Raw genomic sequence first — 26,651 nt, 5'->3', positions numbered from 1 at the left:
GAGGCCACGTCCGTTCACATCGGACACGCGGAGCCTGTCGTGTAGGCCGCGCAATGTTCGCTCGCCCGCTAAACGATCTTGTGATCGAGATGCGGTTGGCATAATCTGCTTGTTGCGCTCGGTGGGCACGGGGGGCGCAGGGGGTCGACGCAGAGCTGATCTGCGGACCGCTCGTCGGGCGAGTGGCGTCTGAGGAGAGTGCGCTGGGGAGCTCGCGCGGCGGCGCGCCGCGGGGGACTGCGCGGTGGTCCATCGACGCGACGGATCCGGCGCGAGCATCGTGCGGAGGCGGAACGTGAGCATGAAATCCATCGAGCACGTCGTGCTCGTCATCCTCGAAAATCGCTCGTTCGACAGCGTCCTCGGCTGGCTGTACGCAGACCCGAGCGCGGGCCCGGCGCTGAACATCCCGGAGCCCGCGCCGGGAGAGCGCCGGTTCGAGGGCCTGGCGGGCCTCGATCTGGCGGCGTTCACCAATGTCGCGGAGGGGCTCAGCTGCGCGCCCGTGAAGGGGGCATCGGCCATGAACGTGCCCTGCGTCGCGCCGAATGAGGAGTTCGCGAGCGTGAACGTCCAGCTCTTCGGAAGCGACGATGTCAGGCCCGGCGACGCCCCCACCATGAAGGGATTCGTCAAGGATTACATGGCGGCCCTCAAGAAATCGGGCGTCGCCGGCGGCGATCCGGACGCGCTCCGGGACCTCGCCGGAGAGGTCATGGAGAGCTACACCCCCGACCAGCTCCCGGTGATCAACGGGCTCGCAGAGCACTACGCCGTCTGCGATATGTGGTTCTCGTCGGTCCCCTCTCAGACGAACCCCAACCGGGCGTTCGCCTTCTGCGGTACGTCCCTCGGGCTGACGGACAACGGCTGGCTCGAGAAGGACCCGAGGGCCAAGCTGGTCGAGGAGAAGGTCGGGTATCGCCTCGGCGACGACCAGTTCGCGACGACCACCCTCTGGAACGCGCTCCATGAGGCCGGCCACGACGACTGGACGATCTTCTGGCAGACGAGCACCCTCCCCGAGAAGATCTCGATCGCCCTCACCGGCGGGAAGACCCGCCTCCAGCCGCTCATCGAGCACATCGTCCAGTTTGCGGAGGACCTCGACGCCGATCACCAGAAGTACCTGATCGAGCTCTCGTCCGGCGAGCTCCCGTCCTGCTACACGTACCGGCTGTTCCCCGGCCTGCGCGCCATCCCGGGCGTGGAGCGCCGCTTCGCGCGCATGGAGCGGTTCCACGAGCAGGCGCGCGCCGGGACGCTCCCGCGGTTCAGCCTGATCGAGCCGTTCTGGACCGTCTCGCAGGAATCCACGGATCTGACGTGGGAGCAGAGCCTCGCCACCGCGATGGGGAACGACTACCACCCGCCCGGGAACCTGAGCGCGGGGGAGACGTTCCTGCAGAGCGTCTACATGAGCCTCATCGCGAACCGGGCGGCCTGGGAGAAGACGCTGCTCATCGTGACGTTCGACGAGGGCGTGGGCACCTTCGACCACGTGCCGCCGCCCGCCGCGGTGCCCCCCTGGGGGAGCGGCGGCTCCGCGCCCACGACCCAGCACGGCTTCAACTTCGATCGTTATGGCGTCCGGGTGCCCGCGATCCTGGTGTCGCCGCGCATCCGGCGAGGCACCGTGTTCCGCTCGACCCGCGAGCAGCCGTACGATCACACCTCGCTCATCGCCACGCTCCTCAAGTGGTACGGGGAAGAGCGCCGCTTGCCCGCGTTCCAGGAGCGCGCGATGGGCGCGCCCACGTTCGAGGAGGTCCTCACGCTGGAGGAGCCCCGCCGCGACGAGCGCGACGTCCGGTTCCTCCAGGTGAAGCGCGAGCCGGGGCAGCCGTTCAAGTACCTGGATCGGTTCACCCTGCGGGGCCACGCCGGCGAGCGCGTCTCGACCGCCGCCCGAAAGTCGACGATCCTGGGCTTGCTCTCGCTCTCGGACCCGAAGGTCGCGGAGTACTTTCCGACCCTCGGCGGCGAGGGCGTCCAGCTCTTCCTGGAGAAGAGCGCGAGGGAGGCCAGCTCGGGGAAGGTGCGCGACGGCGACGAGGTCGCCCTCGTCTCGACCGAGGTGGAGATCGGCGCCTACAACACGCTGGGCGCGTGGAGCCTCACCGGGGACTGTTACTATTTCAACGATTACGATCCGGCCGTGGACGAGGACAGGTACGAGAAGCAGACCTGGATCCTCGAGGCCGCGGAGAAGGGCCGACCCGTCCGGTTCGGGGACGCGGTGGCCTTCAGGAACAAGCGATCCGGGGCGTACCTGGCCCCGGACGGCAACGGCGTGAAGACCCAGAGGAGCGCTTATCATTGGATCGTCGAGCCGATCACCTCCCCGCCCGCGACGCCGGGCCGGTGACGACCGGCGAGTCGCACCGGTGATGGACGCGGATGGACGCGCAGCGCGGCAGCGAATCGTCAAGGAACCCGAAATATCCATGGAGCAGAGCATGAATCGTCTTTCGTCCGACATCGAAGAGATCGACGGTGAGTACGACGTCGTCGTCGTGGGTTCGGGCTACGGCGGCGCGATCATGGCGTCGCGGCTCGCGCGCGGTGGCATGAAGGTCTGCGTGCTCGAGCGCGGGCGGGAGCGGCAGCCGGGCGAGTACCCGAACACCGCCCTCGAGGCCGTCGCCGACATGCAGATGAACCTGCCGGAGGTGGGCCACGAGGGCTCGCGCACGGGGCTGTTCGATCTGCATGTCAACAAGGACATCGGCGTGCTCGTCGGCTGCGGCCTCGGCGGCACCTCCCTCATCAACGCGAACGTCTCGATCCGCGCCGAGCCGCGCGTCTTCGACGACCCGCGCTGGCCGGCCGAGCTCCGGAGCGAGAAGATGGAGCACCTCAACACCGGATACAGGCTCGCCGAGCGGATGCTCTCGCCGAACCCCTACCCCGAGAGCTACCCGCCGCTGCCCAAGCTGACGGCGCTGCAGCGCTCGGCCGAGGTGATGGGGCAGCCGTTCCGGCGCACCAACATCAACGTGACCTTCAAGGACGGCATCAACGCCGCAGGCGTCGCGCAGAAGGCGTGCAACAACTGCGGCGACTGCTGTTCCGGCTGCAATTACGGCTCGAAGAACACCGTGTTGATGAACTACCTCCCCGACGCCAAGCGCCACGGCGCCCACATCTTCGTCCAGGTGAGCGTGCGCCACGTCGAGCGGCGGAGCGACGGGAAATGGAACGTTCATTACCAGGTGCTCGACACCGGCCGCGAGGCGTTCGACGCACCGACGCTGGTGGTCACCGCGAAGATCGTCGTCCTGTCGGCCGGGACGCTGGGCTCGACCGAGATCCTGCTCCGCTCGAAGGAGCTCGGATTGCCGTTGTCCGACCAGCTCGGCCAGGGGTTCAGCGGCAACGGGGACATGCTCGGGTTCGGCTACAACTGCACGCCTCAGCTGGACGGGCTCGGCTTCGGGCACCGGACGGTCTCCGCGACGTCGCCGGTGGGGCCGTGCATCACGGGCGTGATCGACATGCGCAACCAGGCCGACATCAAGGACGACATCATCATCGAGGAGGGCGCGATCCCCGGCGCGCTGGCGCCGCTCTTGCCGCTCATGTTCAAGGTGGCCTCCTGCACCGGCGGCTCGAACACGGCGCCGCAGAACGCGATCGCCCAGGGGGTGCGCGAGGCCGAGTCGCTCCTCCTCGGCGCGTATCACGGCGCCACGATGCACACGCAAACCTACCTCGTGATGGGGCACGAGGCGAACTGCGGCACGATGAAGCTGGAGGGCGATCAGCTGCGGATCGACTGGCCGCAGGTGGGCACCGAGCCGATCTTCGAGAAGATGAACGCGCGCCTCTTCGAGACGACGGCGCCGCTCGAGGGGATCTCGGTCAAGGACCCGATCTGGTCCCCGAAGGTCGGTGACAAGTTGATCACCGTGCACCCGCTCGGCGGCTGCATGATGGCCGACTCGGCCGAGTCGGGCGTCGTGAACCACAAGGGCACGGTCTTCGCGTCGAGCGCGGGCACCGCGGTCCACGAGGGGCTCTACGTGTGCGACGGGTCGATCGTCCCCGTCTCGCTCGGCGTCAACCCGCTGCTCACGATCTCGGCGCTGGCGGAGCGCTGCGCCATCCACCTCGCCCGCGACCGCGGGCTCCACATCGATTACTCGGACAAGGGTCCGATCCCGCCCGAGCCCCAGACGCGCAAGCCGGGCATCCGCTTCACCGAGACGATGAAGGGCTACTTCTCGAAGGCGGTCGACAGCGATTTCCAGACGGCCGCCGACCTGGGGAAGAAAGAGGATTCGAGCTTCAAGTTCATCCTCACGATCGTGTCGGAGGACGTCGACGCCATGCTCGCGAGCCCCGAGCACGAGGCGCGCACGCTCGGCACGGTGGACGCGCCCGCGCTCTCGGGGCGGCCGCTGACGGTGACGCACGGGACGTTCAACCTCTTCGTGCAAGATCCGGACGCGGCCGACACGCGGCTCATGAAGTACAAGATGCGGATGCGGTCGGAGGAGGGGCGATCGTTCTATTTCTACGGGTTCAAGGTGATCAAAGACCGCCCGTTCTGGGACGCGTGGCACGACACCACCACGCTCTACATCACGATCCACGAGGGCGAGGACGAGACGGGCCCGGCGATCGGCAAGGGCATCCTGGTGATCGAGCCCGAGGATTTCATCCGCCAGCTCGGGACGCTCGACGTCACGAACGCGAAGAACGCCGAGGAGCGCCTCGCGACGACGGTGAAGTTCGGGCGCTACTTCGCGGGCGTGGTCTACGATTATTACGGCGGCGTGGCGGCGCCCCTGGAGTTCGCCGACTCGAACTCCCCGCCCCAGAAGCGCAGGCCGCTGCGGGTGCCCGGCCCGCGCCTCTACCCGTTCAAGAGCGGCGATGGAGTCGACCTCCTCCTGACGCGGTACCAGGGCGGCTCGAAGGGCCCGGTGATGCTCGCGCACGGGCTCGGCGTCTCCAGCCGCATCTTCTCGACCGACACCATCGAGACGAACCTGCTCGAGCACCTCGTGGCGCACGGCTACGACGTCTGGCTCCTCGACTTCCGGTCGAGCGTGCTGCTCCCCGCGTCGAAGACGCAGTACACGGCCGATCAGATCGCGCTTTACGACTACCCCGCCGCGGTGGCGAAGGTGCGTGAGGCGACGGGCGCGGCGGGCGTGCAGGTCGTCGCCCACTGCTACGGCGCGACGACGTTCACGATGGCGATGCTCGCCGGGCTGAAGGGCGTCCGCTCGTCGGTGATCTCGCAGATCTCCACGCACGTGGTCACGCCGACCATGGTGCACCTGAAGGCGGGGCTGCACGCGCCCAGCGTGCTCGACGCGCTCGGCGTCGAGTCGCTCACGACGAACGCCTCGTCGCACGAGGGGTTCTTCTCACGCCTCTACGATCGCGCGCTCGCGCTGTATCCCGTCGGGGACGGCGAGCACTGCAACAGCGCGGTGTGTCATCGGATCTCGTTCATGTACTCGCTGCTCTACGAGCACGCGCAGCTCAATTACGCCACGCACGAGCGGCTCTACGAGCTCTTCGGAGAGGCGACGATGCGCGCCTTCGAGGGCCTCGCGCTGATGACCCGCAAGGGTCATGTGGTCGACGCCGAGGGGAAGGACGTGTACCTGCCGCACCTCGATCGGATGGCGATCCCGATCCGCTTCATCCACGGCGCGGAGAACCAGTGTTTCGTGCCGGCGAGCACCGCGAAGACCGTCGAGGTGCTGTCGGCGAGGAACGGCGCGGGCCTGTATTCGCGCAACGTCATCCCCGGGTACGGCCACATCGACTGCATCTTCGGGAAGAGCGCGTCGACCGACGTGTACCCGTTCATGGTCGAGCACCTCGACCGCACCTGAGCCCCGCGCCGCGGGCCGGGGCAGCGGCCTCGCCGCGCGCTGGCGCGGCGAGGCGCGCCTTCGCGTCACAGCCGCTGTGAGTAGTACTCGATGATGAGCTGGACCTGGATCGGGAACGGGATGCTCGTCTCGTCCGGCAGGCTGGTCACGCGCGCCTGCCGTGCGTCCTTGTCGACCGCGAGCCACGAGGGGGCCAGGAGGTCCGCTCTCGCGAGCGCCTCCACGACGGTCTGGTGATCGCGGCGCCGCTCGCGCACGCTCACCGTCTCTCCGGAGCTGACGCGGTAGGAGGGGATGTCGACGCGCCTCCCGTCGATGAGCACGTGCCCGTGGGTCACGAGCTGTCGCGCGGCCGGGATGGTCCGGGCGAAGCCGGCGCGAAAGACGACGTTGTCGAGCCGCCGCTCCAGGAGCTCGATGAGCTTGGTGCCGGCGGCCAGCTTGCTCCTGCGCGCCTCGAGCATGAGCGTCCGAAGCTGCGTGTCGGTCAGGCCGTAGTTGAGGCGGACCTTCTGCTTCTCGCGCAGCCGGAGCGCATATTCGCTGAGCTTCTTGCGGGCCTGGCCGTGCTGTCCGGGTGGGTAGGGCCGGCGCTCGGTCTTCTTCGCCGAGAGCCCGGGGAGCTCGACCCCGAGCGCGCGCATGACCTTGACGCGAGGTCCGGTGTAGCGGCTCATGGCCAGGCCCTCCGCGAGAGAGCGCGCGCGTCGCGCGGGGGGAGCGCGGCGCCGTCGGGCGCCGGTGCGTCAACGTGTTCCTGGAGGTTCATCGAGATCCTTGTGTTGTTTCCTGGTCTGTTCTTGAGGGCTCACACGCGCCGGAGGTGGCGGAGGATCGGTAAGCGAGATTTGCGGAGGAAGCGCGCGAGCCCGTTCGTGGCGCGAACGCGGGCGCCGAGCGGCTCGGGGTAGTCGTCGTCGTGGAGGACCCGCAGCCACGGGAACGTCTCGACGCTCCCGTCATCGCGGTGGAGCTCCACGTGGCGCGCGCCCCTCGCGGTGGCGGGGCGAAGGCGGAGGCAGGGGGTCGCGTCGAGCAGGAGCTCCACATCTCGCTCGAGGCGCAGGGAGGCCTGGGTCAAGAAGGCGGAGATCCGCTCGGGGCCGAGCTGGGAGAAGAGGCCGAGGCCGAGGATCAACGTGGGCCAGCCGCGCGCCTCGGAGAGCTGATCGATCCAGTGATCGCAGCCAGGAGACGCGGCGGCCAGGGCGTACCGCGGCGTGCGAGGGGCGCGCGGGCGCTTCCAGGCGACCACGCGGGGGACGTCGATATCGATCCAGTGGAGCAGGCCGTTGTCGATGCGTGAGAATCGCGTGCACGGGCCGGTGAAGAGCCCGATGGCCAGGCCGTCCGGGTGACGGCGGAAGAAGTCGTGCACGACGTCGTCCACGAGCCGGGCGCGGGCCGCGAGTGGGCGGAGCTCCTGCTCGGTGAAGCCGGCGCGCTCGACCTCGAGGAGGCGCGCGAGACGGCGGGCCTCCTCGTCGTGGAACCCGAGGTCCGGGAACGCGTCGGATGCGTAGGCGCACGCGGCGACGCCCGCGAGCTCGCGTCGAGCAAACGAAGGGGCCTGGTCGACATTGAAAGTCATTTTCATTTTCATGACAGATCTGTGGGTTGCTTGTCAAGTTGGCGACTCGGCGATCTGCGGTGACCTCAACCAGGTTGACCAGCGGCCCCCAACCAGGTTGACCAGCGGCGTGCCCAGCACCTGGCCGACGGCGCCGCCGCGGTGAGGCGGCTACCGTCCTCTCCCGGCAAGGGCGACCGCTCCGGCGGCCCCCAACCAGGTTGACCAGCGGCGTGCCCAGCACCTGGCCGACGGCGCCGCCGCGGTGAGGCGGCTACCGTCCTCTCCCGGCAAGGGCGACCGCTCCGAGGCCTCGTTCGACCGGTCGCTCCCCGGAGCGGCGCGGCAGGCGCGTCGGGCTGGCCCAGCGTCGCGCGCCGGCCGCCTTCATCGACGTCGCCATGGCGCGGAGCGCGCGGAGCTCGATGTCGTCGGCGATGCGCTCTTCGAGGAAGCGCATCGGCGAGCCTGGCGTTCGCGCGCCCGCCCAGAGGAGCGCCGCCGCCTCCCTCGCCGGCGCAGCGGCGCGCGCGCTCGCCCAGCGGGCCGCGAGCGCCGCGACGCAGAGCCCACGGTAGGTGCGCACCTCGTCGGCGAGCACGGCGTCGAGGGCGCTCGCGAGCCGGCGCGCCGCGCGGGCGTTCGTCAGCGCGCGGTCGATGAGGACGCGCAACGCCTCGCCGGACGGCTCCTCTGCGACGGCGCCGTCGTCTCTTCCCATCGCGGCGCTCACCAGGGCGCCGATCGCCTCGCACGAGAGCGCGAGCGCCACGATCAGCCGGAGGACGCGCGGCGAGCAATGCCACGGGCGCGAGCCGGCGAGCCCGAGCGGGGCCCTCGGGGGGGCGAGCGAGCGCACGAGCGCTGCATCGAGCGGCGGGGCGGCGCTCCCCCACCCCCGAAGAGCCGCTGCGCGCTCGCCGACCATCGGCGACGGCGCTGCCGGACCGCCCTTCACGAGCGCCTCCCCCCGCCGCCCGCCACGCCGCGAAATGCGCGGTACCCAGCGTCGCGAAGCGAGAAGTGCCGCCAGAAGGCAACCAGGCCGTCCTCGAACCCTGCCAGAGCGCGCCTTGGATTGATAATGATCTTCATTTTCAATAAAAATAGGGTGGAACAGGTGAGCGGGTCAAGAAATTTCGCGGGGTGCGGCGACTCGGACCCGCGGACCCGACCTGACCCACGTTGAGGCGACCCGAGGCAACCCAGAGCTGACCGGGGTTGGGGTCACGCCCGGGTTGGGGTCACGCCCCAACCCGGGTCGCTGCGACCTGACCCAGGTTGAGGGGACCCGACCTGACCCAGGTTGAGGCGACCCGAGGCAATCCAGAGCTGACCGGGGTTGGGGGCACGCCCGGGTTGGGGTCACGCCCCAACCCGGGTCGCTGCGATCTGACCCAGGTTGAGGGGACCCGACCTGACCCAGGTTGAGGCGACCCGAGGCAACCCACAGCTGACCCGGGTTGGGGTCACGCCCCAACCCGGGTCGGATCGCTGCGCTGCTGCGGCGTTGCTGCGCCGCAACCTGGTTCGGGTCTACCTGACCCGGGTTGAGGCAACCGAAGCGACCCCGGACTGACCCGGGTGAAGAACAATGGCGTCCCAACCCGGGTCAGGTCGGACGGGTCGGCCGCTCAACCCGGGTCGGCCCGGTTGGTTGGATCAGCTCAACCCCGGTCGGCTCAACCCGGGTCGGGTCACGCCGCCGCCTGCGCTGACAGCAGCGCGCGCATCGCAGGCGTCACGACCTCCGCGATCGCGCGGCTCCACGAGGCGGCCATCACGGCGCCGCCGGGGCGACCGTGCGCAGCGAGCGCGTCGTCGGCGGCGTCCGTCGCCGCGGCGGACGGCGATGGCGCAGCAAGACCCGCCTCGAAGGCCGCCGCGACCGCGCGGCGCACCGCCTCCCCGCCCGTCTGGAGCGCCCAGGCCACGAAGCGCCACGCGAGCTCGGCGTGCCGCGCCTCGTCGTCCGCAATCGCCGCGAGGACGCTCCGGACCGCGGCGTCGGTCGCGTGCGCGAGCTGCTCGCTGGCCTGCACCGCCGCCAGCGTCTCGCCGATGCAGCCTTCACGCACCGCGCGCGCCGCGAGCTCCGCCAGGTCCGACGTGACCTCGACGACGCCGCCGAACGCGAACGGCGCCGGCTCGAGCGCCGCGCCGGCGTACGCGCTCGCCAGCCCGAAGCAGAGCGCCGCGTGGCGCACCTCGTCGCGCGCCGCATCGTGCGCGGCCGCGAGCATCTCGGCGGGGGCGCCGACCGCCATCATCTCCAGCGCGAACCGCGAGAACGAGGCGACCGATGCGTGCTCGAGCAACGCGTCGCGGAGCCACGCCTCGGCCAGCGCGGCGCGGGCCCCCTGCCCGAGCCCCGCGAGGTCCGGACGCGGCGCGCCGCCCCACCCGCCCGCATCCCTCCGCTGCTCCCGCGCGGTGCGGGCGCGCTCGCCCACGAGAAAAGGCCGGCCCGAGCCGCCGCAGCTCGCGGTGAACTCGTAGCAGCACTCGCCATTTCTGAAGACGCCGCCACCGATGCTGCTGTACCAGCACCCAGGCGGCGGGAGAGGGACGTTCGCGCCGACGGGATCGAGCGGCTCGCACGCGCCCGCAAACACGCCGCCGGAGCCCCCTGCCCCGCCCTGCCCCCCCGCGCCTCCCTCCCCGCCGCCCCCCTGGGCCCCGGGGTCCACGCACACCGTTCCTTCCTCGTCCCACGAGACGCCGCCGGCCTGCACCGTCGTGACGGGATCGGCGCCCCCACCGCCCTCCCCGCCCATTCCACCGCGCCCCCCCGAGCCATCCTCGCTCGCGCCGCCGCCGCCATCGCCCGGCGAGGGGTCATCCATGACCACGTTGGCGCAGGCGACGTTGTCAACCGCCAGACCGAGCGTCGCGGTGGCGAGGATTGCGCGGGTCAGACGGCGAGCGAATGCGCTTCGAAAATGAGCGGGAGCAGGGGGCTTGATGGTCATTGGACCATCGAGAAGCATCCTGCATACCAGCAAGATTCGCGGAATTCAGGGCTCCTCCGCCGGCGCGCTCGGCACAGCGTGGCACATCACGCTGGCTCAGCTGCTCCTCGGCTCAGCCCAGAAACCCCCGCGCTCGCGCGATCGCCTCGATCGCCGGCCGTCGCCGCTCCAGCTCGTCGGTATCCTTGACGGGAAGGAACCGGGCCGCGAGCCCGTCTCGAGGCACACGCAGGAACCTGGCCGGGAGACCGAAGGTGATCTCGTTCAAGATGCGCTCGAACTGGATCGCCTTGCGATCTCCCACCTTCTTCTCGACCTCCACGTAGACCCAGTCCATCGCGAGCGCGCTGAGCGCCTCGGCGCTCGCAAGGAAGGTGTTGGTGTTGAAGACCGGCACCACCTTCGGATCGAAGCCGACCGGCAGCCGGAAGTCCTCGGCGATCACCGGGCGGCCGTTCCACCGCAACGGGCCGCCCCCCTTGTCGCCGCCCTTGTCGACCACCTCGACCGTGAGCGGCCCGCCGTGGCCGAGATGCCAGCCGAGGATGACCGGATCCACCGTCGCGCCGAGGTTGTCGAGGTTGGCGATCCAGACGGTCTTTCCGCCGCGCGCGAGGAAGCGGCCGAGGACGCCGCTCTCCCGGAGCGCGTCCGGCAGGTCGCCGTGCCCGGTCGCATAGACGCTCGGCTCGCCGTCCTCGTCGAGGAACAGATCCCCTTCCGGGGTGAGGCGCAGGGAGACGTGCTGCTCGAACGTGGTGCAGAGATCGCCCTGCTCGTCGAGGCGCGCGCCGAGCGCCTCGCGGATCGGGCCGTTCGTCGCCTCGCTGGTCATCAGCCACAGCGGCACCGGGACGCCCGTCGCGCGCCGGAGGTGATCGCTCTCGGCGAGGCGCAGATCGAGGAAGGTCCGGCCGGGCAGCACCTCCACGAGCGCCTTGACCACGCCGCCCATCCGGGTGGCCATCCCGCCCGCGAGGACGCAGAGCGCGACCTCGCCGCGCCGGAGCGCGGCCAGGCCCGCCTCGCGGCAGCGGGCGTGCTCGGGCGTGCCCTCGGCCGGCAGCTCCATGACGTCGCCGGGCGCGGGCGGCTCGACCGTGCCAGGGAGCCGGTTGCGGGCGTCCCGGTCCTTGCCGATGGACGCGGCCCACCGGACGACACGGTCGGGGTCGAACCCTCGAGCCCGGAGGCGGGCGAGCAGCGGGGCGGGGAGCGCGGCGATCTGCTGAGCGAGCGAAGACACGCTGTCTTCAAAAGCACGATGCGCCGCGCGAGGCAACGGCAGAGTGCAGCGGTTCGCGCGCCAGCGAGCGCCGAGCGAGCTTCTCGGCGACGCCGCGACCGGCATGCGCCACCGGGCTCCAGGCCGCGCTGAATGCATTGTACGTTGTTTCCTGATGGGCGTCCGGAGATGCCGATCTCAGGCTGCGCCGACGAGGCGCGAGGCCCCCCAGGGACTACGAAGACCCGTCGGCCGCGTCCGCGCTCGCCCGCTGTCGCGCGCTGCTACGCGTGCTTCGCGAAGGGCGCCATGTGCTCGGCGAGCGCCTTCTGGAAGGCCGGCCGCGCCTCACACCGCAGGCGGTACGCCTCGAGGGTCGGGATCTCCGCGACGAGCTCCGTATGGCGCAGGATGCGCAGCACCGTGGTCATGAGCAGGTCCCCCGCGGTGAAGCGATCCTCGAGGTAGTCCCGCTCGCCGAGCCAGTCGGACAGCTTCGTCAGCCGCGCCTTGACGGCGCTGACCGCCAACGGCCGGCGCAGCTGCGCCCATTCCTCCTTCGGATAAAACAGGTCGATCTCGGCGAGGTTCTGGACGTGCGGCTCGACCGAGTTCAGCGCCGCGAACATCCACGACTTGGCGCGCGCCCGACCGACGGGATCGGACGGCATCAGCGCCTCGGAGCGCTCGGCGATATGCAGCACGATGGCGCCCGACTCGAACATCACGAGCCCGTCCTCCTCGTAGGCGGGCACCTGCCCGAACGGCTGAAGGCGGCGGTAGTCCGCGGACGCCTGCTCCTCGTTCCCGATCAGCCGCTCCTCGTAGGTGAGGCCCGCCTCGGCCAGCGCCCAGCGCACGCGGAGATCGCGCACCAGCCCCCGGGCAAAGGGCGGAACCCAGCCAAATGCACATACCGTGATCTTGGGCATCTCGCTTCTCTTCTCTCAGGGGGCGGACCGGTGAGCTGCCGATCCGCCGATTCGAGGCCAAGGGATGGGACCGATCCGCGCGAGGTCGTCTCGGCCGCTCCAGCCGGGCCGGCTCTGGCCGAGCGGTCCGATCCGAGCGCCGGCGAGGCTACCAGCGCCCCGTCGCGCTCGTCCACCCCTCGATCCGTCGCCGCCTCCGCGCGGCGCCGCGCCCCACGTCTCCTCCGGCCCGAGGCGCCCGGCAGCGCGAAAGGCCTGCCCGCGAGGCGGGTTCCATGGGACCTCGCGGCGCGGCCCGTATCGTGGACGTGCATCACGATGGAGCGCCGTGCTCGCCTCTCGCGGTCAGCGGCCCGACGACTCCAGGAACAGCTCTTCCACCGCCGTCGCGGTCGCCGCCCGCTGGAGCCATCGCTCCAGCACGCTCAGGTCCGTCTCGCTCAGGATCCGGCCTCTCGCCTCCTCGCTCGCCTGAATGCCGCGCGCGCCGAGGATCATCAGGATCGCCGCCGACAGCCGCTCCAAGGCCTGCTCTGCCCGCGCCTGCTCTCGCTCGATCCGGGCCTCGGCGGCCTCGATCATCCTCTCCAGCTTGCCCACCAGCTCGCCGGCGGTGACCAGCTCGGCCGTGTCCGCATAGAATCGTAGCCGACCTGACTCCACCGTGAGATCCAGCTCGAGGACCTCCGATCGGTACCGCCCGATGCGCGAGGGGATGCTCTCGTAGCGCCGCACGCTTGTGGACGGCAGCCTGTAGCCTCGGATGTGCCCGCGCGGGATGTCGTAGACGAAGTACTCGCGAATCCCGAGCGCCGCATACCTCACGACGTTGTCGACGAAGTCCTTGCGCCAGTCGCCAGCGTAATGCACCTCGATCGCCAGATCGATCCCCTTGCCTTCGGCGCTGGCCATCCAGCAGAGGCGCGGGCCGGGATCGACGTCGGCCACCGCGATCACGTCGGGCGTGAAGCCCTTCTCGCCCGGGTAGTAGACCTTGATCTCGGCGCCGACGTAGATGCGCCGACCGCGCCGACCGAACCACGCGCGGAGCGTGTCGCGCGCCTCCATCTTGGCGTCGAGGTGCGGATCCCCTTCGGCCATCGCCTCGCGCTCGTCGAGCTCTTCCTGCGACTCCGAGGCGAGCAGCGCTCGAACGGCCTGCTCTCGCTGCGCGGGCGACATCGCCGCCCACTGCGCCTCGGTAGGAGCCCGGGGGGCCTCGGCCGGGATCGGCGCCGCGGTGGGGTCGCCCGGCTTGCGGATGGGGACCGACATGCCGACCAGCATACCACCCCGGGGCGCGCTCACCCGAGGAAGCGGAGCAGGACGTTGAGCAGCACGAGCACGGCGAACATCCCGCCGCACACGAGCGCGACCTCCCTCAGGGACACGCGCACCGAGATGCGGGCGTCCTCGGCCCGCGCCGCGCCATACAGCGCCGCGGAAGCGCCGAGCGTCATGTAAAGGACGTCCTTGTAAGCCCACGACAGGAAGAAGATGCCGAGCAGCGCGCCGCACAGGCTGACGAAGATCGCCGGCGCGAACCGCCTCGCCGCAGGGCCGACCTCGGCGTCGCCCAGCCAGATCGAGAGCGGTACTTTGATCGACGCATACAGGACGAGCGCGAACAGGCACATCCCGAGCAGGCCCGTCTCGGACGCGGCGAGCAGGTAGGAGTTGTGGGCGGTCAGGCCGAGCGACGACTCGTCGCCGAACTGCCCTGCGCCGACGCCGATCCCCCGGGTGCGCCGGATCATCTCGAACGCCTCCCGGAGCAGCTCGACGCGCTCCTCCGAGCTCTCGCTCGCCTCGTCGCCGCTCCGGCCGCCGAGCAGGAGCATGGGCGGGCCGATGAAGCAGGCAGCGACGACGCCCAGGGTCCCGCTCCACCGGATGAACGTGAGGCCGAGGACCGCCAGGTACACGAGCACCCCCGAGCGCGAGCGCGACAGGACGACCATCGCGCCGATCGCCGCGATGACGGCCACGACGGGGAGCGCGCGCAGCGCCGCGGCCGCGCGCGAGAGCAGCCGGTCGGTGAGCAGGAGCGGCAGCGCAGGCCGAAGGCGCGCCCCGCAGGGAGGCGCGGGCGCGCGCCGGCCGGCGTCGCCTGGGGCCGCTGGCGCGCGCGGGACGGCACTCCCAGGAGCCGCGGGCGCGCGCCGGCGGCCGCGCCGCTCGGCGAGCGCGATCGCGAGCGGGATCGACATGCCGGCCATCAGGGACAGCTCGTTCGGATCGGCGAGCGAGCCGCGGTAGCGGACGCGCCCGTCGATCGTCGACGTGCCGAGCGGCCCGGGGCGCTCGCACCGGTAGTTGCCGTCGGGGACGGGCGGGTCCTTGCGGCAGTCGAGGTTGGTCTCGCAGGGGCGTCCATCCGGCTCGAGCTCGCCCTTGCCTTCCCAGTCGTCGGGCGCGGCGAGCATGCAGCCGTAGGGCTGAAACGCCTGCACGATCGCGACCGCGGTGGTGACGACGGCGCAGCCGACGAGCGTGATCGCGAGCGCGCGCACCCCGCGCGGCGAGGCGGCGGCGAAGGCGACGGCGAGGAAGACGCCCGCGACGGTCGCGAGCTGCAGGCCGCGCTCCTCGAGGGCGGCCGGGCGCTTGAGCGCGGTGGTGAGGGCCGCCCAGGCGAGGAACGCGAGCGCATAGACGACCTGAGGCGCGAGCGTCGGCTTGAGCCGGCGCCACACGACGTCGAGGGCGACGCAGAGCAGGGTGAGCCCGAACGCCGCGTGAACGAGCGGAATCCCCTCGAGCGCGGGGATGAACTCCTGCGGCTTGAGGATGACGAGCGCGCACAGCGCGCACACGACCCACGCTGCCATGGTGTGGCGCGCCGCGAGCGCCGCGCAGGCCGCCCGCGCCGCGAGCTCGCGACGGCCGCGGTGAGGCGCCCTGCGCGAGCGCGATGAGGCGCGGCGCGCATTCCCCCCTTCCGCGCGACGGATCTAGCACCGTGGGCTCGACCGGCACGCGGGAAGCGCCGGTGCGCGCGCGAGGAGCAGGCGCGTGGCGCGGCCGCGGGATCGGCGCTTGCTGGTGCGCGATTCCATCATGGAGGGTGAACACCGCATGTGGTCCCGCTGTGTCCGGATTGCCCTGCTCTGCTCCGCGCTGATGGCCCTCGTGGCGTCCTCGGGTTGCGGCGCGAGCGCCCCGCGGGTCGATTTCGAGGCCGAGCGCCGCGCAACCCGCGCCTATGCGGTCGGCCCCGGCGACGTGCTGGAGGTGCGCGCCTGGAAGAACGAGGCGCTGAGCCACCGCGTCACGGTGCGGCCAGACGGGTTCATCACGGTCCCGCTCGTCGGCGATATCCTGGCGTCGGGGCGCACCGTCACGGGCATCGCCGAGGAGATCGCGACGCAGGCGGCCAAGTTCTACCATGAGAAGCCGGTCGTCAGCGTGGAGGTGGCGGAGCTCCACAGCTACCGCGTCTACGTGATGGGCGAGGTGTCGCGTCCGGGCGAGTTCACGCCGAGGGCGCAGATCACCGTGCTGCAGGCGCTCGCCCTCGCCGGCGGCTTCACGCGCTTCGCCGATCCCGACGAGGTGGTGATCGTGCGGCGCGACGCGCTCGGCGAGCGCAGGATTCCGTTCGTGTTCGATGAGGTCGTCGAGAAAGGGGATCTCCGCGGGGATCTGCCGCTGCAGACGAACGATACGGTGGTGGTGCCGTAGGGCGTCGGTGCGCGGCGACGCCGGCCGCCACGTCCGGCTGGTGATCGGCGCGGCGCATTTTGGCATCCTGGGCAGGATGTGCCCCGACGCCGCGCTGCCGCTCCTCGCCGCGTTGCTGCTCTCGCTCCCGGCGCTCACGGCCGCGTGTGCGCCGTCCAGCCCCGGCAGCCCGGCCCCCGCCGGCAAGGCCGCGCCGCCTCCAGGCTCGCCGGTGCGCGCGGCGGCCGGCGCATCTTCCGGCCCGAGCCGCCCGGTGCCTGCCGGCGCGGCGTCCGCGGGGGCATCGCCGGCGAGCGGCGCGACGGGCGATGTCCCCTCCCCGGCCGCGACCCAGCCGGCGCCCTTCATCGCGGTCGACGAGGCCGAGGCGCTCCTGTTCCCGGAAGACGCCGCCGCGCACCAGGGCGGCATCGACGCCTGCCGGCGCGGGGACGCCGGCGCGGCCGCCGCCCCCCGGCCGGGGCACGAGCGCGTTCGCTGCCTGCTCGCGCTCCGCTACCAGGGCGACGGGCAAGCCGCCGCGAGCGCGACCGCGCTCTTCGAGCGGACCGGCAGCGTCGCCGGGCTCGAGCGGGAGCACCTGATGGACGGCGGCTACCGCGGCACGCTCCACCTCGTGCCGGAGCTGCCGGTGCGCGCCGAGCGCCGCCACCTGGAGTGGACGGCCGCGGCCCTCGCCGACTTCGACGCGTTCTTCGCGGATCTCGCGGCCGCGGCCAGCTCGCCCGTGCGCTACCGCCACCGCGCCCTCGCGCTGCGGTACTTCCGATCCGTGCGCGCGAGGACGCCTTCCGCCTACGCCTCCGGCTGGACGGTCGCGTACAACCTCGCCGGCTCGCTCCACCGCTCCCGGGACGCCGTGCGAGAGACGCTCTTCCACGAGATCTTCCACCTGAACGACGGCGCGCACGGCGGGTGGTCCCAGGCGGCGCTCTCACCGATCTACGACGGGATCGTCGCGCGCTGCGGGACGAGGATCCCGTGCCTCGCGGCGTACGCGCCGAACGAGACGATCGTGAAGGGCGGCACGTACTACGCGTTCCAGCCGGGCAACGGGGTCGGGGAGTACGCCGCCGAGCTCGCGATCCGGTACTACCGCGAGCAGCGGGCGGCGCTCCGCGGCGACCGGCTCGGGAAGGCGCCGTTCAAATGCGGTCCGCCGGAGAACGCGCGGGCGTGGTCGCTGCTCGCGGGCGAGTTCTTCGGGGGCGCGGATCGGGTGGCGCCCTGCCCGCGCAGCGCCGAAGAACGGTGAAGCTCCGCCGCGCTGCTCGCGCGAGGTGTCGAGCCTGACGGGCTCGCACGCAATCACTCATGCCGGGCGCATCCGCCCCGCCGGGCCGCGCCCCGGGCCTATCCGAGCCGCTCGCGGATCCACGCCGCGATGAGGTCCGCCGCGGCCTGCCGGTGCCCCTTCAGGAAATGCGTCGCCCCCTGGAGCTCCACGTAGCTCCTGTCCTGCGCCGCGCTCGCCTCGAAGCTCTCCCGCGCCTGCCGCAGCCGGATCTCCGTGTCCGCGGTCGCGTGCACGAGCAGCGTCGGGATCGCGACCGCGCGCAGGCTGTCCGCGAGCCGCGCCCGCGACGACAGGCTCGACCACGTGGACAGCCACGCTCGCGCCGTGAGCGTCCGCGCCACGCCCCCATAACCATAGTTCGCGACGAACGGATCCGGCGACGCGAAGATCGACCCGAGCGCGCGGTCGTCCGGCTCGATGGTCGGGTCCAGATACGCCGGATCCGCCACCGTGCGGTACACGGTCATGAATCGCCCATGCGCGCTCCGCCGCCGCATCCGGCTCCACTCGGGGTGCTCCGGGGCCATCCCCTCCAGCGCCGCCGCCGCGTCGGCCTGCGCCTCGATCGCCGCCCGCGCCGCCGCGTCGATGCGCGCGACCCGCGCCCGCTGCGCCGCCCGGTAGCGCGCGAGCCACGCGCGGCCGTACCTGCACGGCTCCGGCCACGGCCGCCAGCCGTTGCTCGGATCGTACATGTCGAGCGACGGATCGACCGACAGCGGATCTCCCTCGTCCACCACCGACGGGTCGATCGCCTGCTCCAGGAACACCCCCTGCCCCGGGTGCGCCGCCAGCGCGACGAAGGCGTCCCCCAGCCGCCGCCCCTCGGCCGCCGCGCCGGCCTCCGCCAGCGCGAGCAGCGCGCCGCCCCCCGAGTTGCCGAGCAGCACCACCGCCTCGGCGCCCCGCGCCCGCGCCGCCTCCACCGCGGTCTCGACGTCGAGCGCCGCCTTCTCGTGGAGACAGTCGGTGTCGTTGTTCACGTAGCGCGTCGCGCCCCCGAGCGCCGCCACCCCGCGCGCCGCGAGCAGCGGGCAGAGGTAATGGACCGAGAAATCCGCCCGCGGGTGCGCGAGCACCGCGGCCACCTTGAACCGGCCGCCCGGCGGCGTCCAGAACAGGCCCCGCACGAGCGCGCCGTCGCTCCCCACGGCCGCGACCGGCTCCCGCCCCAGGGAAACCGCCGGCTCGTCCTCGGGTAAGGGCCAATGACCGAACGCCGCGGGGCGGCGGCCGTGCCCCAGCATCGTATCGACGACAGGCGCGCTCATCACGCCACCTGCGGCCGGTGGACGATCACGGGCCGCGGAAGCTCGAGCGGCGGCATGGGATCGAGGAGCGAGCGCTCCGCCTCGGCTACCTCCTCCGCCGAGAAGGGCCGCAGCGTCTGGCAGAACTCGACCAGGATGCCGTTGGGATCCATCGTGTAGATGGAACGGCAGAAATCGTGATCCGCCTCGGTGACCTCGTGACCGTGCGAGAGCCACCGCGCGAGCATCCGGCTGTAGAACTCGCTGGTCGGCGCGGTGAAGGCGAGGTGGTTCACCCACGCCGGCAGCCCCAGCCCCGTCGAGATATCCGTCCTGAAGCGCCCCCGCACCGCCTCTTCATGCACTTCCCAGAACGCCAGGAGCGGCCCCTCCGGCTCGCTCGTCTGATAAAAGGCGTGCCTCGCCCAGCCCCCGTCACGGCTGCCCTCGTAAGGGACCGCCATCACCTTGACGAGGCGGAACCCCATCACCTGGGTATAAAACCGGTGCGTGGCGACCAGATCTCCGGCCGCCAGCGCGATATGATGCACCCCCATCGTACCCCCCTTGTGCAGGACGATGATGCCACGAGCGGGCGAGCTCGTTCAAGGTGAATGCCATCCCATCGCCCCGTCACTCGAGCGCTCGCGCGTCGCGGCGCAACGCGGATGAGCCGCGCGTGCCCCCGCTCGGCCGATAAGGCTGCTTCGTTCCGAACGGCGAGATCTCGAGGGCCGCGAGCGCGGTGCGCTCGGGGCGCTCGCCGCTACCGCGGCGTCCCCATCCACACGCGGGACGTGACGGGGTCGAACACGAGCCGCCTCGCCTCCACGTAGAACGACGCGGCCACCTGCGCTGCGGGGATGGACCACGTCCCGATCCCGCCGCACTGCCGGGCTTCGGGCGGCGTGTCCTTGAGGAAGAGCATCACGTCCTGCGCGGCGACGGCCGCGGATCCGTCGGTGCTGACCAGCTCGAACGGCGCGCCCCGGAGGATGCGGTAGGCGGAGACCTGCTCCGCTTGCCCTGGGACACAGGTGCTCAGCGACATCGCGGCCTCGGGCACCGGCGCGAGGTCGATCCCGGCCGCCTCGATCGCCGCGAAGAAGGCGCGGTTGATGTTGACCGAGCGCCGGTACACCGCGTCGTCGTACCCCGTGTCGAGCTGCGCGACGGCCTGCGCCGCGCCGATGCGCGCCGGGACGGTGGGCACGTTCGGGAAGCCCGCCTGGACCTCGGCGAGATCGGACGAATAGTATCCCGCGGTCCAGAGCGGCTTCATGCCCTCGGCGCGCAGGATCTCATCGGGGCAGAGCGCCCCGGCGTCGGCCCGGTAGACGGCGCCGTCCTCGTAATCGAGCGTGAAGGCATGGAGCGACAGGAAGTCCGTGCCGAGAATGCCGGCCTGGCGCACCGTGCCCTGGATGCCCGAGTGGTCCTGCACCGTGAGGCGGACGGTGCCCCAGGGGCCGTAGAAATCGAAGTCGGCGAACCGATCGGCGCTGCCGGCGACGGGCTCGGGGACCACCCCGCCCGCGAAGCCCTGCGGGTCGATGGTGCTGGCCGTGGTGCCGAAATCGAGGAGGAAATGGCCTTCCGCGGCGCCGACGCGCGCGACGGCATAAGGCATCTGGCTGGAGATCACGAGAGGCCGCTTCTCGCCGTGACAGCCCTGGAGATCGGCGGGCGGGGCCCCGCCCGCCCCCGCGCCGCCCGCCCCGGCCCCGCCAGCGCCGCCAGCGCCCGCCCCGGCCCCGCCAGCGCCGCCAGCGCCGCCCAGGCCCGCCCCGGCGCCCTCCGCATCGCCCGCGCCAGCGGTCGGCGGCGCCTCGCCCGTGGTCGCGCTCTGGACGGGCGAATCCGCGCGATCGGGGGCGCCGCAGCAGGCCGAGACGGCTACCAGCGAGAGGACCGCGGCGGCGGTGGCGGCGCGCGGCCTTGAACGAGGGGAGCTCGACCCCGGCGAGCGCTCGAACCCAAGCATCCGCGCCATGGTACTCGGCATTGCCGCATTGCGTCAACCTCGCTCGCGCGATCGCGCACAGGGCCCCTCGGGTACGCTGACGCCCCCGAAAGCCGCTGGAGGGTCGATCTCATGCGCATCGCCGTGCTGCAGGCCAACGCCGTCCCGGGACAGGTGGACACCAACGTCGCGCGCATCGCCGGCGCGGCCCGGCGCGCCGCCGAGGGCGGCGCTCACCTCCTGGTCACTCCGGAGCTGTTCACGACGGGCTACGTCCCGGCGCTGGTGCCCCGGACGCTGCTCGAGACCTCGCCCGAGGTCATCGTCCGGCGGCTCGCGGACATCGCGTCGAGCTGCGGCGTCGCGCTGGTCGCCAGCGCGCCCGACCGCGGGCCCGACGGGGAGCTCTTCATCGCCGCGCACCTCTTCGATCGCGCCGGCGCGCGCCTCGCGACCTACCGCAAGACGCACCTCTACGGCCCGGACGAGGCCGCGGTCTTCACCCAGGGCCGCGGCGAGCTGCCCATCGCGGCCCTGCACGGCTTCCGGATCGGCCTCTTGATCTGCTACGACATCGAGTTTCCCGAGGCGGTGCGCGGCGTCGCGCTGGCCGGCGCCGATCTCGTGTGCGCGCCGACCGCGCTCCCGGAGCCGTTCGGCGTGGTGGCCCGCACGCTGCCGCCCGCCCGCGCGCTGGAGAGCCAGGTGTTCGTCGCCTACGCCAACCACTGCGGACAGGAAGGAGACACCGTCCTGTGCGGCCAGAGCATCATCGCCGCCCCCGATGGCTCGGTCCTGGCCGCCGCGGGCGCCGCCGGCGAGGACCTGCTCTTCGCCGATCTCGATCCCGAGCTCCAGCGCGCCTCGCGCGCGGACAACCGCTACCTCTCGGAGCGCCGCCCCGACGTGTACGCCGCGTGGGAGCGCCCCGCCCGCACGGGATAGGCGTCGCGTGCGCTATCCTCGGCCCGCGCCATGTCCGACGGCGAGCTCGTCTTCGCATCCTTGCCGGCCGCGCTCATCGAGTTCGCCTCGTCGCGCGGCGTCCCTCGCGACGATCTCCTCCGCGCCGCCGGCGTCTCGGCCGAGGCGCTCGCCGCGCCCGACGAGCTCGTGCCGTACGCGTCGCTCCTGTCGCTGTGGGCGCTCATGCTCGAGCGCCTCCCCGGCGAGCCGCTCGGGCTGACCTACGCGCGCTGGATCCCGGTCTCGGTCGTGGGCATCGTCGGGCACGTCGCGCGCCACAGCGGGACCCTGCGAGAGGCGGTCGCGGTCTATGGCCGCTTCTTCAGGCTCATGGACCCGCACCTCCGCATCGTCATCGAGGAGCGCGGCGAGGTCTTCCACCTCGCGCTCGAGCACGAGCCGCGGGTCGTCGCGATGGCCGAGCCGATCGAGATGATGGCCGCGGGGCTCGCGCGCTTCATCGCGCTCTACCTCGACGGCGCCGCGCGGCCGCTCGAGGCCATGTTCCGCCACCCCCGCCGGCACCCGACCCCGCTCTACGAGGAGGCGCTCGGCGCCCCGGTGCGCTTCGAGGCGGCCGCGACCGGCCTCGTCTACGACGCGCGCGTGCTCGACGCGCCCGTCGTCGGCGCGGATCCCTCGGTCCGCGATTACCTCGTGCGCCACGCCGAGCAGCTCCTCGCCGCGCGCGCGGCGCCCGCCGGCGCGGCGCCGCTCGACGCGCGCGTGCGCGCCCTCATCGGCGAGCGGCTCGATCGCGGCGAGGTGGATCAGGGGCGGATCGCGCGCGCGCTCGGCATGAGCACGCGCTCGCTCCAGCGCGCCCTCAAGGACCTCGGCACGTCGTTCACGGCGCAGCTCGACGAGGCCCGGCGCGGCAAGGCGCTCGAGCTCCTCCGCCGGCGCGACCTCGCGCTCCAGGAGATCGCCTTCCTGCTCGGCTACGGCGAGCCGCGCCACTTCTACCGCAGCTTCCGCCGCTGGACGGGCACCACCCCGGGCGAGTACCGGCGCACCCGCGTCCGGTAGCTCGGTGCGTCGGACATCCGGCCCGAACGACCGGTCGATCACGAGCGGTCGCAGGAAGTCGAAGTATCGAGAGCCCAGCGCGCGTCACCCCTCTGCCACGAACCGCCAGGTGACATCGCCGCTCTCGTGCCGTGTTTCGAGATCTCGCACGCCGAGGAGCGGCAGCGTCTTGGTCCAGAACCGGATCGCCCGAGCGTTGTCATGGATGGCACAGAGGTGCCACCGCCCTGGATACCGGTGGAGCAGCAACTGGAGCGCATGTCGGCCCGCGCCGGTGCCGCGGCTCCCGTGGATCAGAAAGAATTCCGCGATGATGAAATCGACGTCGTCCGGCATGTATCTGAACGGTCGCAGGCCGACACAGACGAACCCGACCGGTCGGGCGTCGCTCGTGATCACGTGCGCTCGCTGGAACGGCTGCATCGGGTCCTGCTCCGATCGCGGAGCTCGCAGGTTGGCGGGCGGCGTGACGCTCGAGACCCAATCGTCGACGATGTCCGGCTGCCATCGACCGGCCTCGTCCAGAGCGTAGAAACTCGTGTCGAAGCCGGAGAGCTCGTGGACATACATCGGCCAAACGTTCCGGAAGAACTCACGCGCTTCCCGCGTGCGCCATGCGTCGATGATGGACACGTTCATCTCTTCCTCAACATATCGCGACGACGCCAGCCTGCCGGAGCGAGGCCCGAAGCGCGCATCTTTCGTCCGCAGATCACCTCAGCTCGTAGACGTCCACCGTGTCCGCCATCACGTGGGGCACGAGGACGCGTCCGCGCTTCGTGTCATACCCGATATCCGCGGGCGTCTTCTGCTCGGGGATGGCGACCTCGAAGGTCCCGCCGAGCTTCCCGCGGAGCACCGCCGACGCGTCGTGGCTGGTCACGAGGAGCGCGTCGCCGAGGGAGATCAGGCCGTCGAGGCGGCCGCCGGGCGCCGTGGTGGTCACGTCCCGCTTTTCGCCCTTCTCGTCGAGGATGAAGACCTCGGGCGCGCCGCTCGAGCAAACCACGAGCCCCTTGTCGCTCCACGCGAGGCCGTTCGGCATGCGCAGGTCGGTGGTCTTCGCCAGCGCCCTGGCCTTGCCCTTCTCGATGACGTACATGGCGTCGGTCGACGTCGCCTCGAGGTTGCCGGTCGCGCCAATCGTGAAGCCGGAGTCGGACACGTAGACCTTGCCGTCCGGCGCCGCCGCGACGTCGTTCAGCAACGTGGTGCCGGGGATGGCGATCTCCCCCTTCGGCGCCCCGGTCTTGAGATCGAACATCCGGAGGGTCGTGAGGTCGGCGACGTAGAGCACGCCTTTCGCGATCGCCGAGCCCGTCGGCGCGTCGAGCTTGACCTTGTTCTTGCCGCCCTCGATCCACTTCAGGCTCGTCACCCGACCGTCGGGCGAGAGGACGGAGATGAAGCCGTTGTTGTCCCTTTCGCCCGGATTGCCGTTGATGTTCGAGACGAGGTAGCGGTCGTTGTCCGCGTCGTAGAGCACGCTCTCCGGCTTGGCGAAGCCGGTGTACCTCGCGACCGGGCTCGGCGCGGCGCGCTTGGGCGGCTCGGGCGCCGCCGCGGACGCCGCGGACGCCGCGGGAGCCGCCGGAGCCGCCGGAGCCGCAGGCGGGGGCTCGACGCGATTCGTCGCGATGGGCGCAGCGGAAGCGGAGGCCGCCGGTGCCAGCGCGGGCGGCGGAGCTTCCCCGCCGCAGGAGACCACCGCGGCCGTTGCGACGAGGGACGTGAACATGCCGAGGGCTCGTGCCATGGGAAAACCTCCTGGTGGCGAGGCTGCGCCGGCTCAGCGCCGGCTCAACCGCCCGATCGCCCGGCCAAGCCGGTAGGCCAGCCGGCCGGACGGCGCGCTTTGCGGCACCTCCGGCGCGAGGTCAACCGCTGGCATCGACCCGGGGTGAGCGCCGCTCACCGGCTCCCACCGATCGGCCCCGAGGCTCGCGCGCGAGCGCTCCGCCTCGGTGCGCGAGCGCTCGGCCTCGGCGCGCGAGAGCTCCACCTCGGCCATCGCGACCCGCTGCTCCAGAAAGGCGAGCCGGGCCCGCGCCGCCGCGAGCGCCTGCGCGGGCGCCGGACCCCGCCTGCGCAGCAGCCGCCTGAGCGCCCGCCCGAGGTGGTACATGCCCCGGCTGAACGGCCGCGCGGCCTCCGGACCCAGGTTCGCGGCCGCCTCGGCGCGGATCTGCTGCGCGCGCACGCGGCGCAGCCGCTCCTCGAGCTCGTGGATGCGGAGCCGCACCACCTCGATGTCGCTTCGGTACCTGGACATGCGGCATGATCGCAAGCCGAGCCGCGCGCGCCAACCACGACCGGCCGCCGCGCTCGTGCTCCTCCAGCCGCCGCGCGCCCTCCCGCCGCCGCGCGCCCCCCTGGCGCGATCCGTCGCAACGTTGGCGCCCGACGCCGCTGCCGCGCCGCCGCGCCGGCCTCATCGTTGGATCGATCCCGGCGAGGCGCCGCGCGCCACCGGGATCGAGCTCCTGCCGAGGTGCGCCATGAGCCAATTGCCCCGAGGCCCGCAGGGCCGCCTGTTGACGACCTACCAGTTCCTCACGCGTCCGATCGAGCTCCTGTCCCGGTGCGCCGCCACGTACGGCGACGTCTTCAACGTCCCGATGTACAACGGCGACGTCGTGATGGCCGGCAGCCCCGCGTCGGTGCAGGAGGTGATGACCGCGCCGCCCGACGCGCTCGTCCCGTACGCCACCAAGTCGATCGCCCCGCTCGTCGGAGAGCACTCGCTCGTCATGCTCTCGGGCGAGCGCCACCGGCGCGAGCGGAAGCTGCTGACGCCGCCGTTCCACGGCGACCGCATGCGCGCCTACGCGGCGGCGATGGCGGACGTCGCCGCCCGCCGCTTCGCCGAGGCGGCGCGCGCGCCCCGCGTCGTCGCCCAGGACATCACGCAGGCGATCTCGCTCGACGTCATCCTCCGCGCCGTCTTCGGGGTGGAGGAGCCGTCGCGCATGAGCGCGTTCGCGCGCGCGATCGTCGCGATGACCGACGCGCTGACCCCGGCGCTGACCTTCCTGCCGGTCCTGCAGCGCGAGCTCGGGGGCCTCGGCCCCTACGCGCGCTTCCGCCGGCGCGTCGACCACCTGGACGCCCTGTGCCGCGAGCAGATCGAGCGGGCGCGCGCGGCGCCGGGCGACGACATCCTGAGCCTCCTCGTCGCGGCCCGCTACGACGACGGCTCGAGCATGAGCGACCAGGCCATCTTCGACGAGCTCCGGACGCTGCTCTTCGCCGGCCACGAGACCACCGCGCTCGCCCTCGCGTGGGCCCTCGACCACGCGCACCGCCACCCGACCGTCCTCGCGCGGCTGCGCGACGAGATCGACGCCCTCGGCCCGGAGCCCGACCCGGAGCGCCTCGCCGCGCTGCCCTACCTGGACGCGGTGTGCAAGGAGGCGCTGCGCCTGCACCCGATCGTCACCGAGGCCCCGCGCATGGCGGCGCAGCCGTTCCGGATCGGCGAGCACACCCTCCCGGCGGGGACGGGGGTGGCGCCGTGCATCCTGCTCGTGCACCACCGCCCCGAGCTCTACCCCGAGCCGTCGCGCTTCAGGCCCGAGCGCTTCCTCGAGCGCAAGTACTCCCCGTTCGAGTACCTGCCGTTCGGCGGCGGGAACCGCCGCTGCATCGGCGCGGCCTTCGCGATGTTCGAGATGAAGATCGTGCTCGGCGTGGCGCTGTCGGCGTGGGAGTTCCGCCTGCTCGACGAGCGCCCGCCGCGCCCCGTGCGGCGCAACCTCACGCTGGGCCCCGCCGGCGGCGTCCCGCTCGCCCTGCGCGCCCGCAGCCGCGCCGCCCTCCGCACCGCCGCCTGATCCCGGGCACAGGCGGCGCGCGGCAGACGACCGGAATGCGTTGCCCCGATCACCAGGGCACGGCGGCCCCGA

General features: G+C 72.0%; 21 protein-coding genes. 7 read left to right on the top strand and 14 right to left on the bottom strand.

Annotated features, from left to right (window positions below; all coding sequences use genetic code 11):
* The first annotated feature begins 301 nt into the window (after nt 1–301).
* Nucleotides 302–2,368 (top strand): alkaline phosphatase family protein, encoded by a 2,067-nt coding sequence (locus tag WME83_RS18520; protein ID WP_437322011.1) that lies wholly within the window; start codon nt 302–304, stop codon nt 2,366–2,368.
* 91 nt (nt 2,369–2,459) lie between these two features.
* Nucleotides 2,460–5,858, top strand: a complete 3,399-nt coding sequence (locus WME83_RS18515) for an alpha/beta fold hydrolase (RefSeq protein WP_437320603.1) — start codon at nt 2,460–2,462, stop codon at nt 5,856–5,858.
* 65 nt (nt 5,859–5,923) lie between these two features.
* Here the strand turns inward: WME83_RS18515 and rpsD are convergent, their stop codons facing one another.
* From rpsD to WME83_RS18475, 8 genes are all read right to left on the bottom strand, one after another.
* The gene (rpsD, locus tag WME83_RS18510) at nt 5,924–6,535 is read right to left on the bottom strand and encodes a 30S ribosomal protein S4 (protein ID WP_437320602.1); all 612 of its coding nucleotides are present in this window, start codon (nt 6,533–6,535) and stop codon (nt 5,924–5,926) included.
* A 131-nt stretch (nt 6,536–6,666) separates the two neighbouring features.
* On the bottom strand, nt 6,667–7,449 hold the full coding sequence (locus WME83_RS18505) for a class I SAM-dependent methyltransferase (RefSeq protein ID WP_437320601.1): 783 nt from the start codon (nt 7,447–7,449) through the stop codon (nt 6,667–6,669).
* 253 nt (nt 7,450–7,702) lie between these two features.
* A complete protein-coding gene (locus tag WME83_RS18500) occupies nt 7,703–8,287 on the bottom strand; it encodes a hypothetical protein (protein WP_437320600.1) in 585 nt (194 codons plus the stop codon).
* 838 nt (nt 8,288–9,125) lie between these two features.
* Nucleotides 9,126–10,274, bottom strand: coding sequence for a ferritin-like domain-containing protein (locus WME83_RS18495; protein WP_437320599.1), 1,149 nt, complete (start codon nt 10,272–10,274; stop codon nt 9,126–9,128).
* Between the two features lie 238 nt (nt 10,275–10,512).
* On the bottom strand, nt 10,513–11,646 hold the full coding sequence (locus WME83_RS18490) for a UTP--glucose-1-phosphate uridylyltransferase (protein WP_437320598.1): 1,134 nt from the start codon (nt 11,644–11,646) through the stop codon (nt 10,513–10,515).
* Between the two features lie 263 nt (nt 11,647–11,909).
* The gene (locus tag WME83_RS18485) at nt 11,910–12,557 is read right to left on the bottom strand and encodes a glutathione S-transferase family protein (protein WP_437320597.1); all 648 of its coding nucleotides are present in this window, start codon (nt 12,555–12,557) and stop codon (nt 11,910–11,912) included.
* A gap of 345 nt (nt 12,558–12,902) precedes the next feature.
* Nucleotides 12,903–13,832 carry a Uma2 family endonuclease gene (locus WME83_RS18480; RefSeq protein WP_437320596.1) on the bottom strand — a complete coding sequence of 310 codons (930 nt, stop codon included), beginning with the start codon at nt 13,830–13,832 and terminating at the stop codon, nt 12,903–12,905.
* Between the two features lie 29 nt (nt 13,833–13,861).
* On the bottom strand, nt 13,862–15,388 hold the full coding sequence (locus tag WME83_RS18475; RefSeq protein WP_437320595.1) for an O-antigen ligase family protein: 1,527 nt from the start codon (nt 15,386–15,388) through the stop codon (nt 13,862–13,864).
* Nucleotides 15,389–15,635: 247 nt separating this feature from the next.
* Here WME83_RS18475 and WME83_RS18470 point away from each other — a divergent pair, with 247 nt between their 5' ends.
* Nucleotides 15,636–16,241 (top strand): polysaccharide biosynthesis/export family protein, encoded by a 606-nt coding sequence (locus tag WME83_RS18470; protein ID WP_437320594.1) that lies wholly within the window; start codon nt 15,636–15,638, stop codon nt 16,239–16,241.
* A 7-nt stretch (nt 16,242–16,248) separates the two neighbouring features.
* Nucleotides 16,249–17,496: a hypothetical protein gene (locus WME83_RS18465; RefSeq protein ID WP_437320593.1), complete on the top strand. Its 1,248-nt coding sequence runs from the start codon at nt 16,249–16,251 to the stop codon at nt 17,494–17,496.
* A 98-nt stretch (nt 17,497–17,594) separates the two neighbouring features.
* Here the strand turns inward: WME83_RS18465 and WME83_RS18460 are convergent, their stop codons facing one another.
* The 3 genes from WME83_RS18460 to WME83_RS18450 form a co-directional block, all read right to left on the bottom strand.
* Nucleotides 17,595–18,809, bottom strand: a complete 1,215-nt coding sequence (locus tag WME83_RS18460) for an alpha/beta hydrolase (protein ID WP_437320592.1) — start codon at nt 18,807–18,809, stop codon at nt 17,595–17,597.
* Nucleotides 18,809–19,345 (bottom strand): VOC family protein, encoded by a 537-nt coding sequence (locus WME83_RS18455; protein ID WP_437320591.1) that lies wholly within the window; start codon nt 19,343–19,345, stop codon nt 18,809–18,811. The genes WME83_RS18460 and WME83_RS18455 overlap by 1 nt, the downstream gene beginning before the upstream one ends.
* A gap of 209 nt (nt 19,346–19,554) precedes the next feature.
* Nucleotides 19,555–20,781 carry a hypothetical protein gene (locus WME83_RS18450; RefSeq protein WP_437320590.1) on the bottom strand — a complete coding sequence of 409 codons (1,227 nt, stop codon included), beginning with the start codon at nt 20,779–20,781 and terminating at the stop codon, nt 19,555–19,557.
* A gap of 102 nt (nt 20,782–20,883) precedes the next feature.
* Between WME83_RS18450 and WME83_RS18445 the strand changes: the two genes are divergently transcribed.
* A complete protein-coding gene (locus WME83_RS18445; RefSeq protein WP_437320589.1) occupies nt 20,884–21,696 on the top strand; it encodes a nitrilase-related carbon-nitrogen hydrolase in 813 nt (270 codons plus the stop codon).
* 30 nt (nt 21,697–21,726) lie between these two features.
* The gene (locus WME83_RS18440) at nt 21,727–22,746 is read left to right on the top strand and encodes an AraC family transcriptional regulator (RefSeq protein ID WP_437320588.1); all 1,020 of its coding nucleotides are present in this window, start codon (nt 21,727–21,729) and stop codon (nt 22,744–22,746) included.
* A gap of 84 nt (nt 22,747–22,830) precedes the next feature.
* Here WME83_RS18440 and WME83_RS18435 read toward each other — a convergent pair whose 3' ends face one another.
* The 3 genes from WME83_RS18435 to WME83_RS18425 all read right to left on the bottom strand — a co-directional run bounded on the left by WME83_RS18435 (nt 22,831) and on the right by WME83_RS18425 (nt 25,018).
* Nucleotides 22,831–23,379: a GNAT family N-acetyltransferase gene (locus tag WME83_RS18435; RefSeq protein WP_437320587.1), complete on the bottom strand. Its 549-nt coding sequence runs from the start codon at nt 23,377–23,379 to the stop codon at nt 22,831–22,833.
* 79 nt (nt 23,380–23,458) lie between these two features.
* Nucleotides 23,459–24,502 carry an SMP-30/gluconolactonase/LRE family protein gene (locus WME83_RS18430; protein ID WP_437320586.1) on the bottom strand — a complete coding sequence of 348 codons (1,044 nt, stop codon included), beginning with the start codon at nt 24,500–24,502 and terminating at the stop codon, nt 23,459–23,461.
* A gap of 33 nt (nt 24,503–24,535) precedes the next feature.
* Nucleotides 24,536–25,018, bottom strand: a complete 483-nt coding sequence (locus WME83_RS18425; protein ID WP_437320585.1) for a hypothetical protein — start codon at nt 25,016–25,018, stop codon at nt 24,536–24,538.
* 226 nt (nt 25,019–25,244) lie between these two features.
* Here WME83_RS18425 and WME83_RS18420 point away from each other — a divergent pair, with 226 nt between their 5' ends.
* Nucleotides 25,245–26,579, top strand: coding sequence for a cytochrome P450 (locus tag WME83_RS18420; RefSeq protein WP_437320584.1), 1,335 nt, complete (start codon nt 25,245–25,247; stop codon nt 26,577–26,579).
* Nucleotides 26,580–26,651 lie beyond the last annotated feature (72 nt).

Origin of the sequence: Sorangium sp. So ce385 (assembly GCF_051474135.1) — a bacterium.
Taxonomy (GTDB): Bacteria; Myxococcota_A; Polyangia; order Polyangiales; family Polyangiaceae; genus Sorangium; species Sorangium cellulosum_D.
Note: the sequence above shows the minus strand (reverse complement) of the source record. Positions and strands in the feature narration are given on the sequence as shown.

Excerpts from the sequence above, each read along its gene's own strand:
- WME83_RS18520 (WP_437322011.1), top strand. The coding sequence starts at position 302 with ATGAAATCCATCGAGCACGTCGTGCTCGTCATCCTCGAAAATCGCTCG.
- WME83_RS18515 (WP_437320603.1), top strand. The coding sequence starts at position 2,460 with ATGAATCGTCTTTCGTCCGACATCGAAGAGATCGACGGTGAGTACGAC.
- rpsD (WP_437320602.1), bottom strand. The coding sequence starts at position 6,535 with ATGAGCCGCTACACCGGACCTCGCGTCAAGGTCATGCGCGCGCTCGGG.
- WME83_RS18505 (WP_437320601.1), bottom strand. The coding sequence starts at position 7,449 with ATGACTTTCAATGTCGACCAGGCCCCTTCGTTTGCTCGACGCGAGCTC.
- WME83_RS18495 (WP_437320599.1), bottom strand. The coding sequence starts at position 10,274 with ATGGATGACCCCTCGCCGGGCGATGGCGGCGGCGGCGCGAGCGAGGAT.
- WME83_RS18485 (WP_437320597.1), bottom strand. The coding sequence starts at position 12,557 with ATGCCCAAGATCACGGTATGTGCATTTGGCTGGGTTCCGCCCTTTGCC.
- WME83_RS18480 (WP_437320596.1), bottom strand. The coding sequence starts at position 13,832 with ATGTCGGTCCCCATCCGCAAGCCGGGCGACCCCACCGCGGCGCCGATC.
- WME83_RS18475 (WP_437320595.1), bottom strand. The coding sequence starts at position 15,388 with ATGGCAGCGTGGGTCGTGTGCGCGCTGTGCGCGCTCGTCATCCTCAAG.
- WME83_RS18470 (WP_437320594.1), top strand. The coding sequence starts at position 15,636 with ATGTGGTCCCGCTGTGTCCGGATTGCCCTGCTCTGCTCCGCGCTGATG.
- WME83_RS18460 (WP_437320592.1), bottom strand. The coding sequence starts at position 18,809 with ATGAGCGCGCCTGTCGTCGATACGATGCTGGGGCACGGCCGCCGCCCC.
- WME83_RS18455 (WP_437320591.1), bottom strand. The coding sequence starts at position 19,345 with ATGGGGGTGCATCATATCGCGCTGGCGGCCGGAGATCTGGTCGCCACG.
- WME83_RS18450 (WP_437320590.1), bottom strand. The coding sequence starts at position 20,781 with ATGGCGCGGATGCTTGGGTTCGAGCGCTCGCCGGGGTCGAGCTCCCCT.
- WME83_RS18445 (WP_437320589.1), top strand. The coding sequence starts at position 20,884 with ATGCGCATCGCCGTGCTGCAGGCCAACGCCGTCCCGGGACAGGTGGAC.
- WME83_RS18440 (WP_437320588.1), top strand. The coding sequence starts at position 21,727 with ATGTCCGACGGCGAGCTCGTCTTCGCATCCTTGCCGGCCGCGCTCATC.
- WME83_RS18430 (WP_437320586.1), bottom strand. The coding sequence starts at position 24,502 with ATGGCACGAGCCCTCGGCATGTTCACGTCCCTCGTCGCAACGGCCGCG.
- WME83_RS18425 (WP_437320585.1), bottom strand. The coding sequence starts at position 25,018 with ATGTCCAGGTACCGAAGCGACATCGAGGTGGTGCGGCTCCGCATCCAC.
- WME83_RS18420 (WP_437320584.1), top strand. The coding sequence starts at position 25,245 with ATGAGCCAATTGCCCCGAGGCCCGCAGGGCCGCCTGTTGACGACCTAC.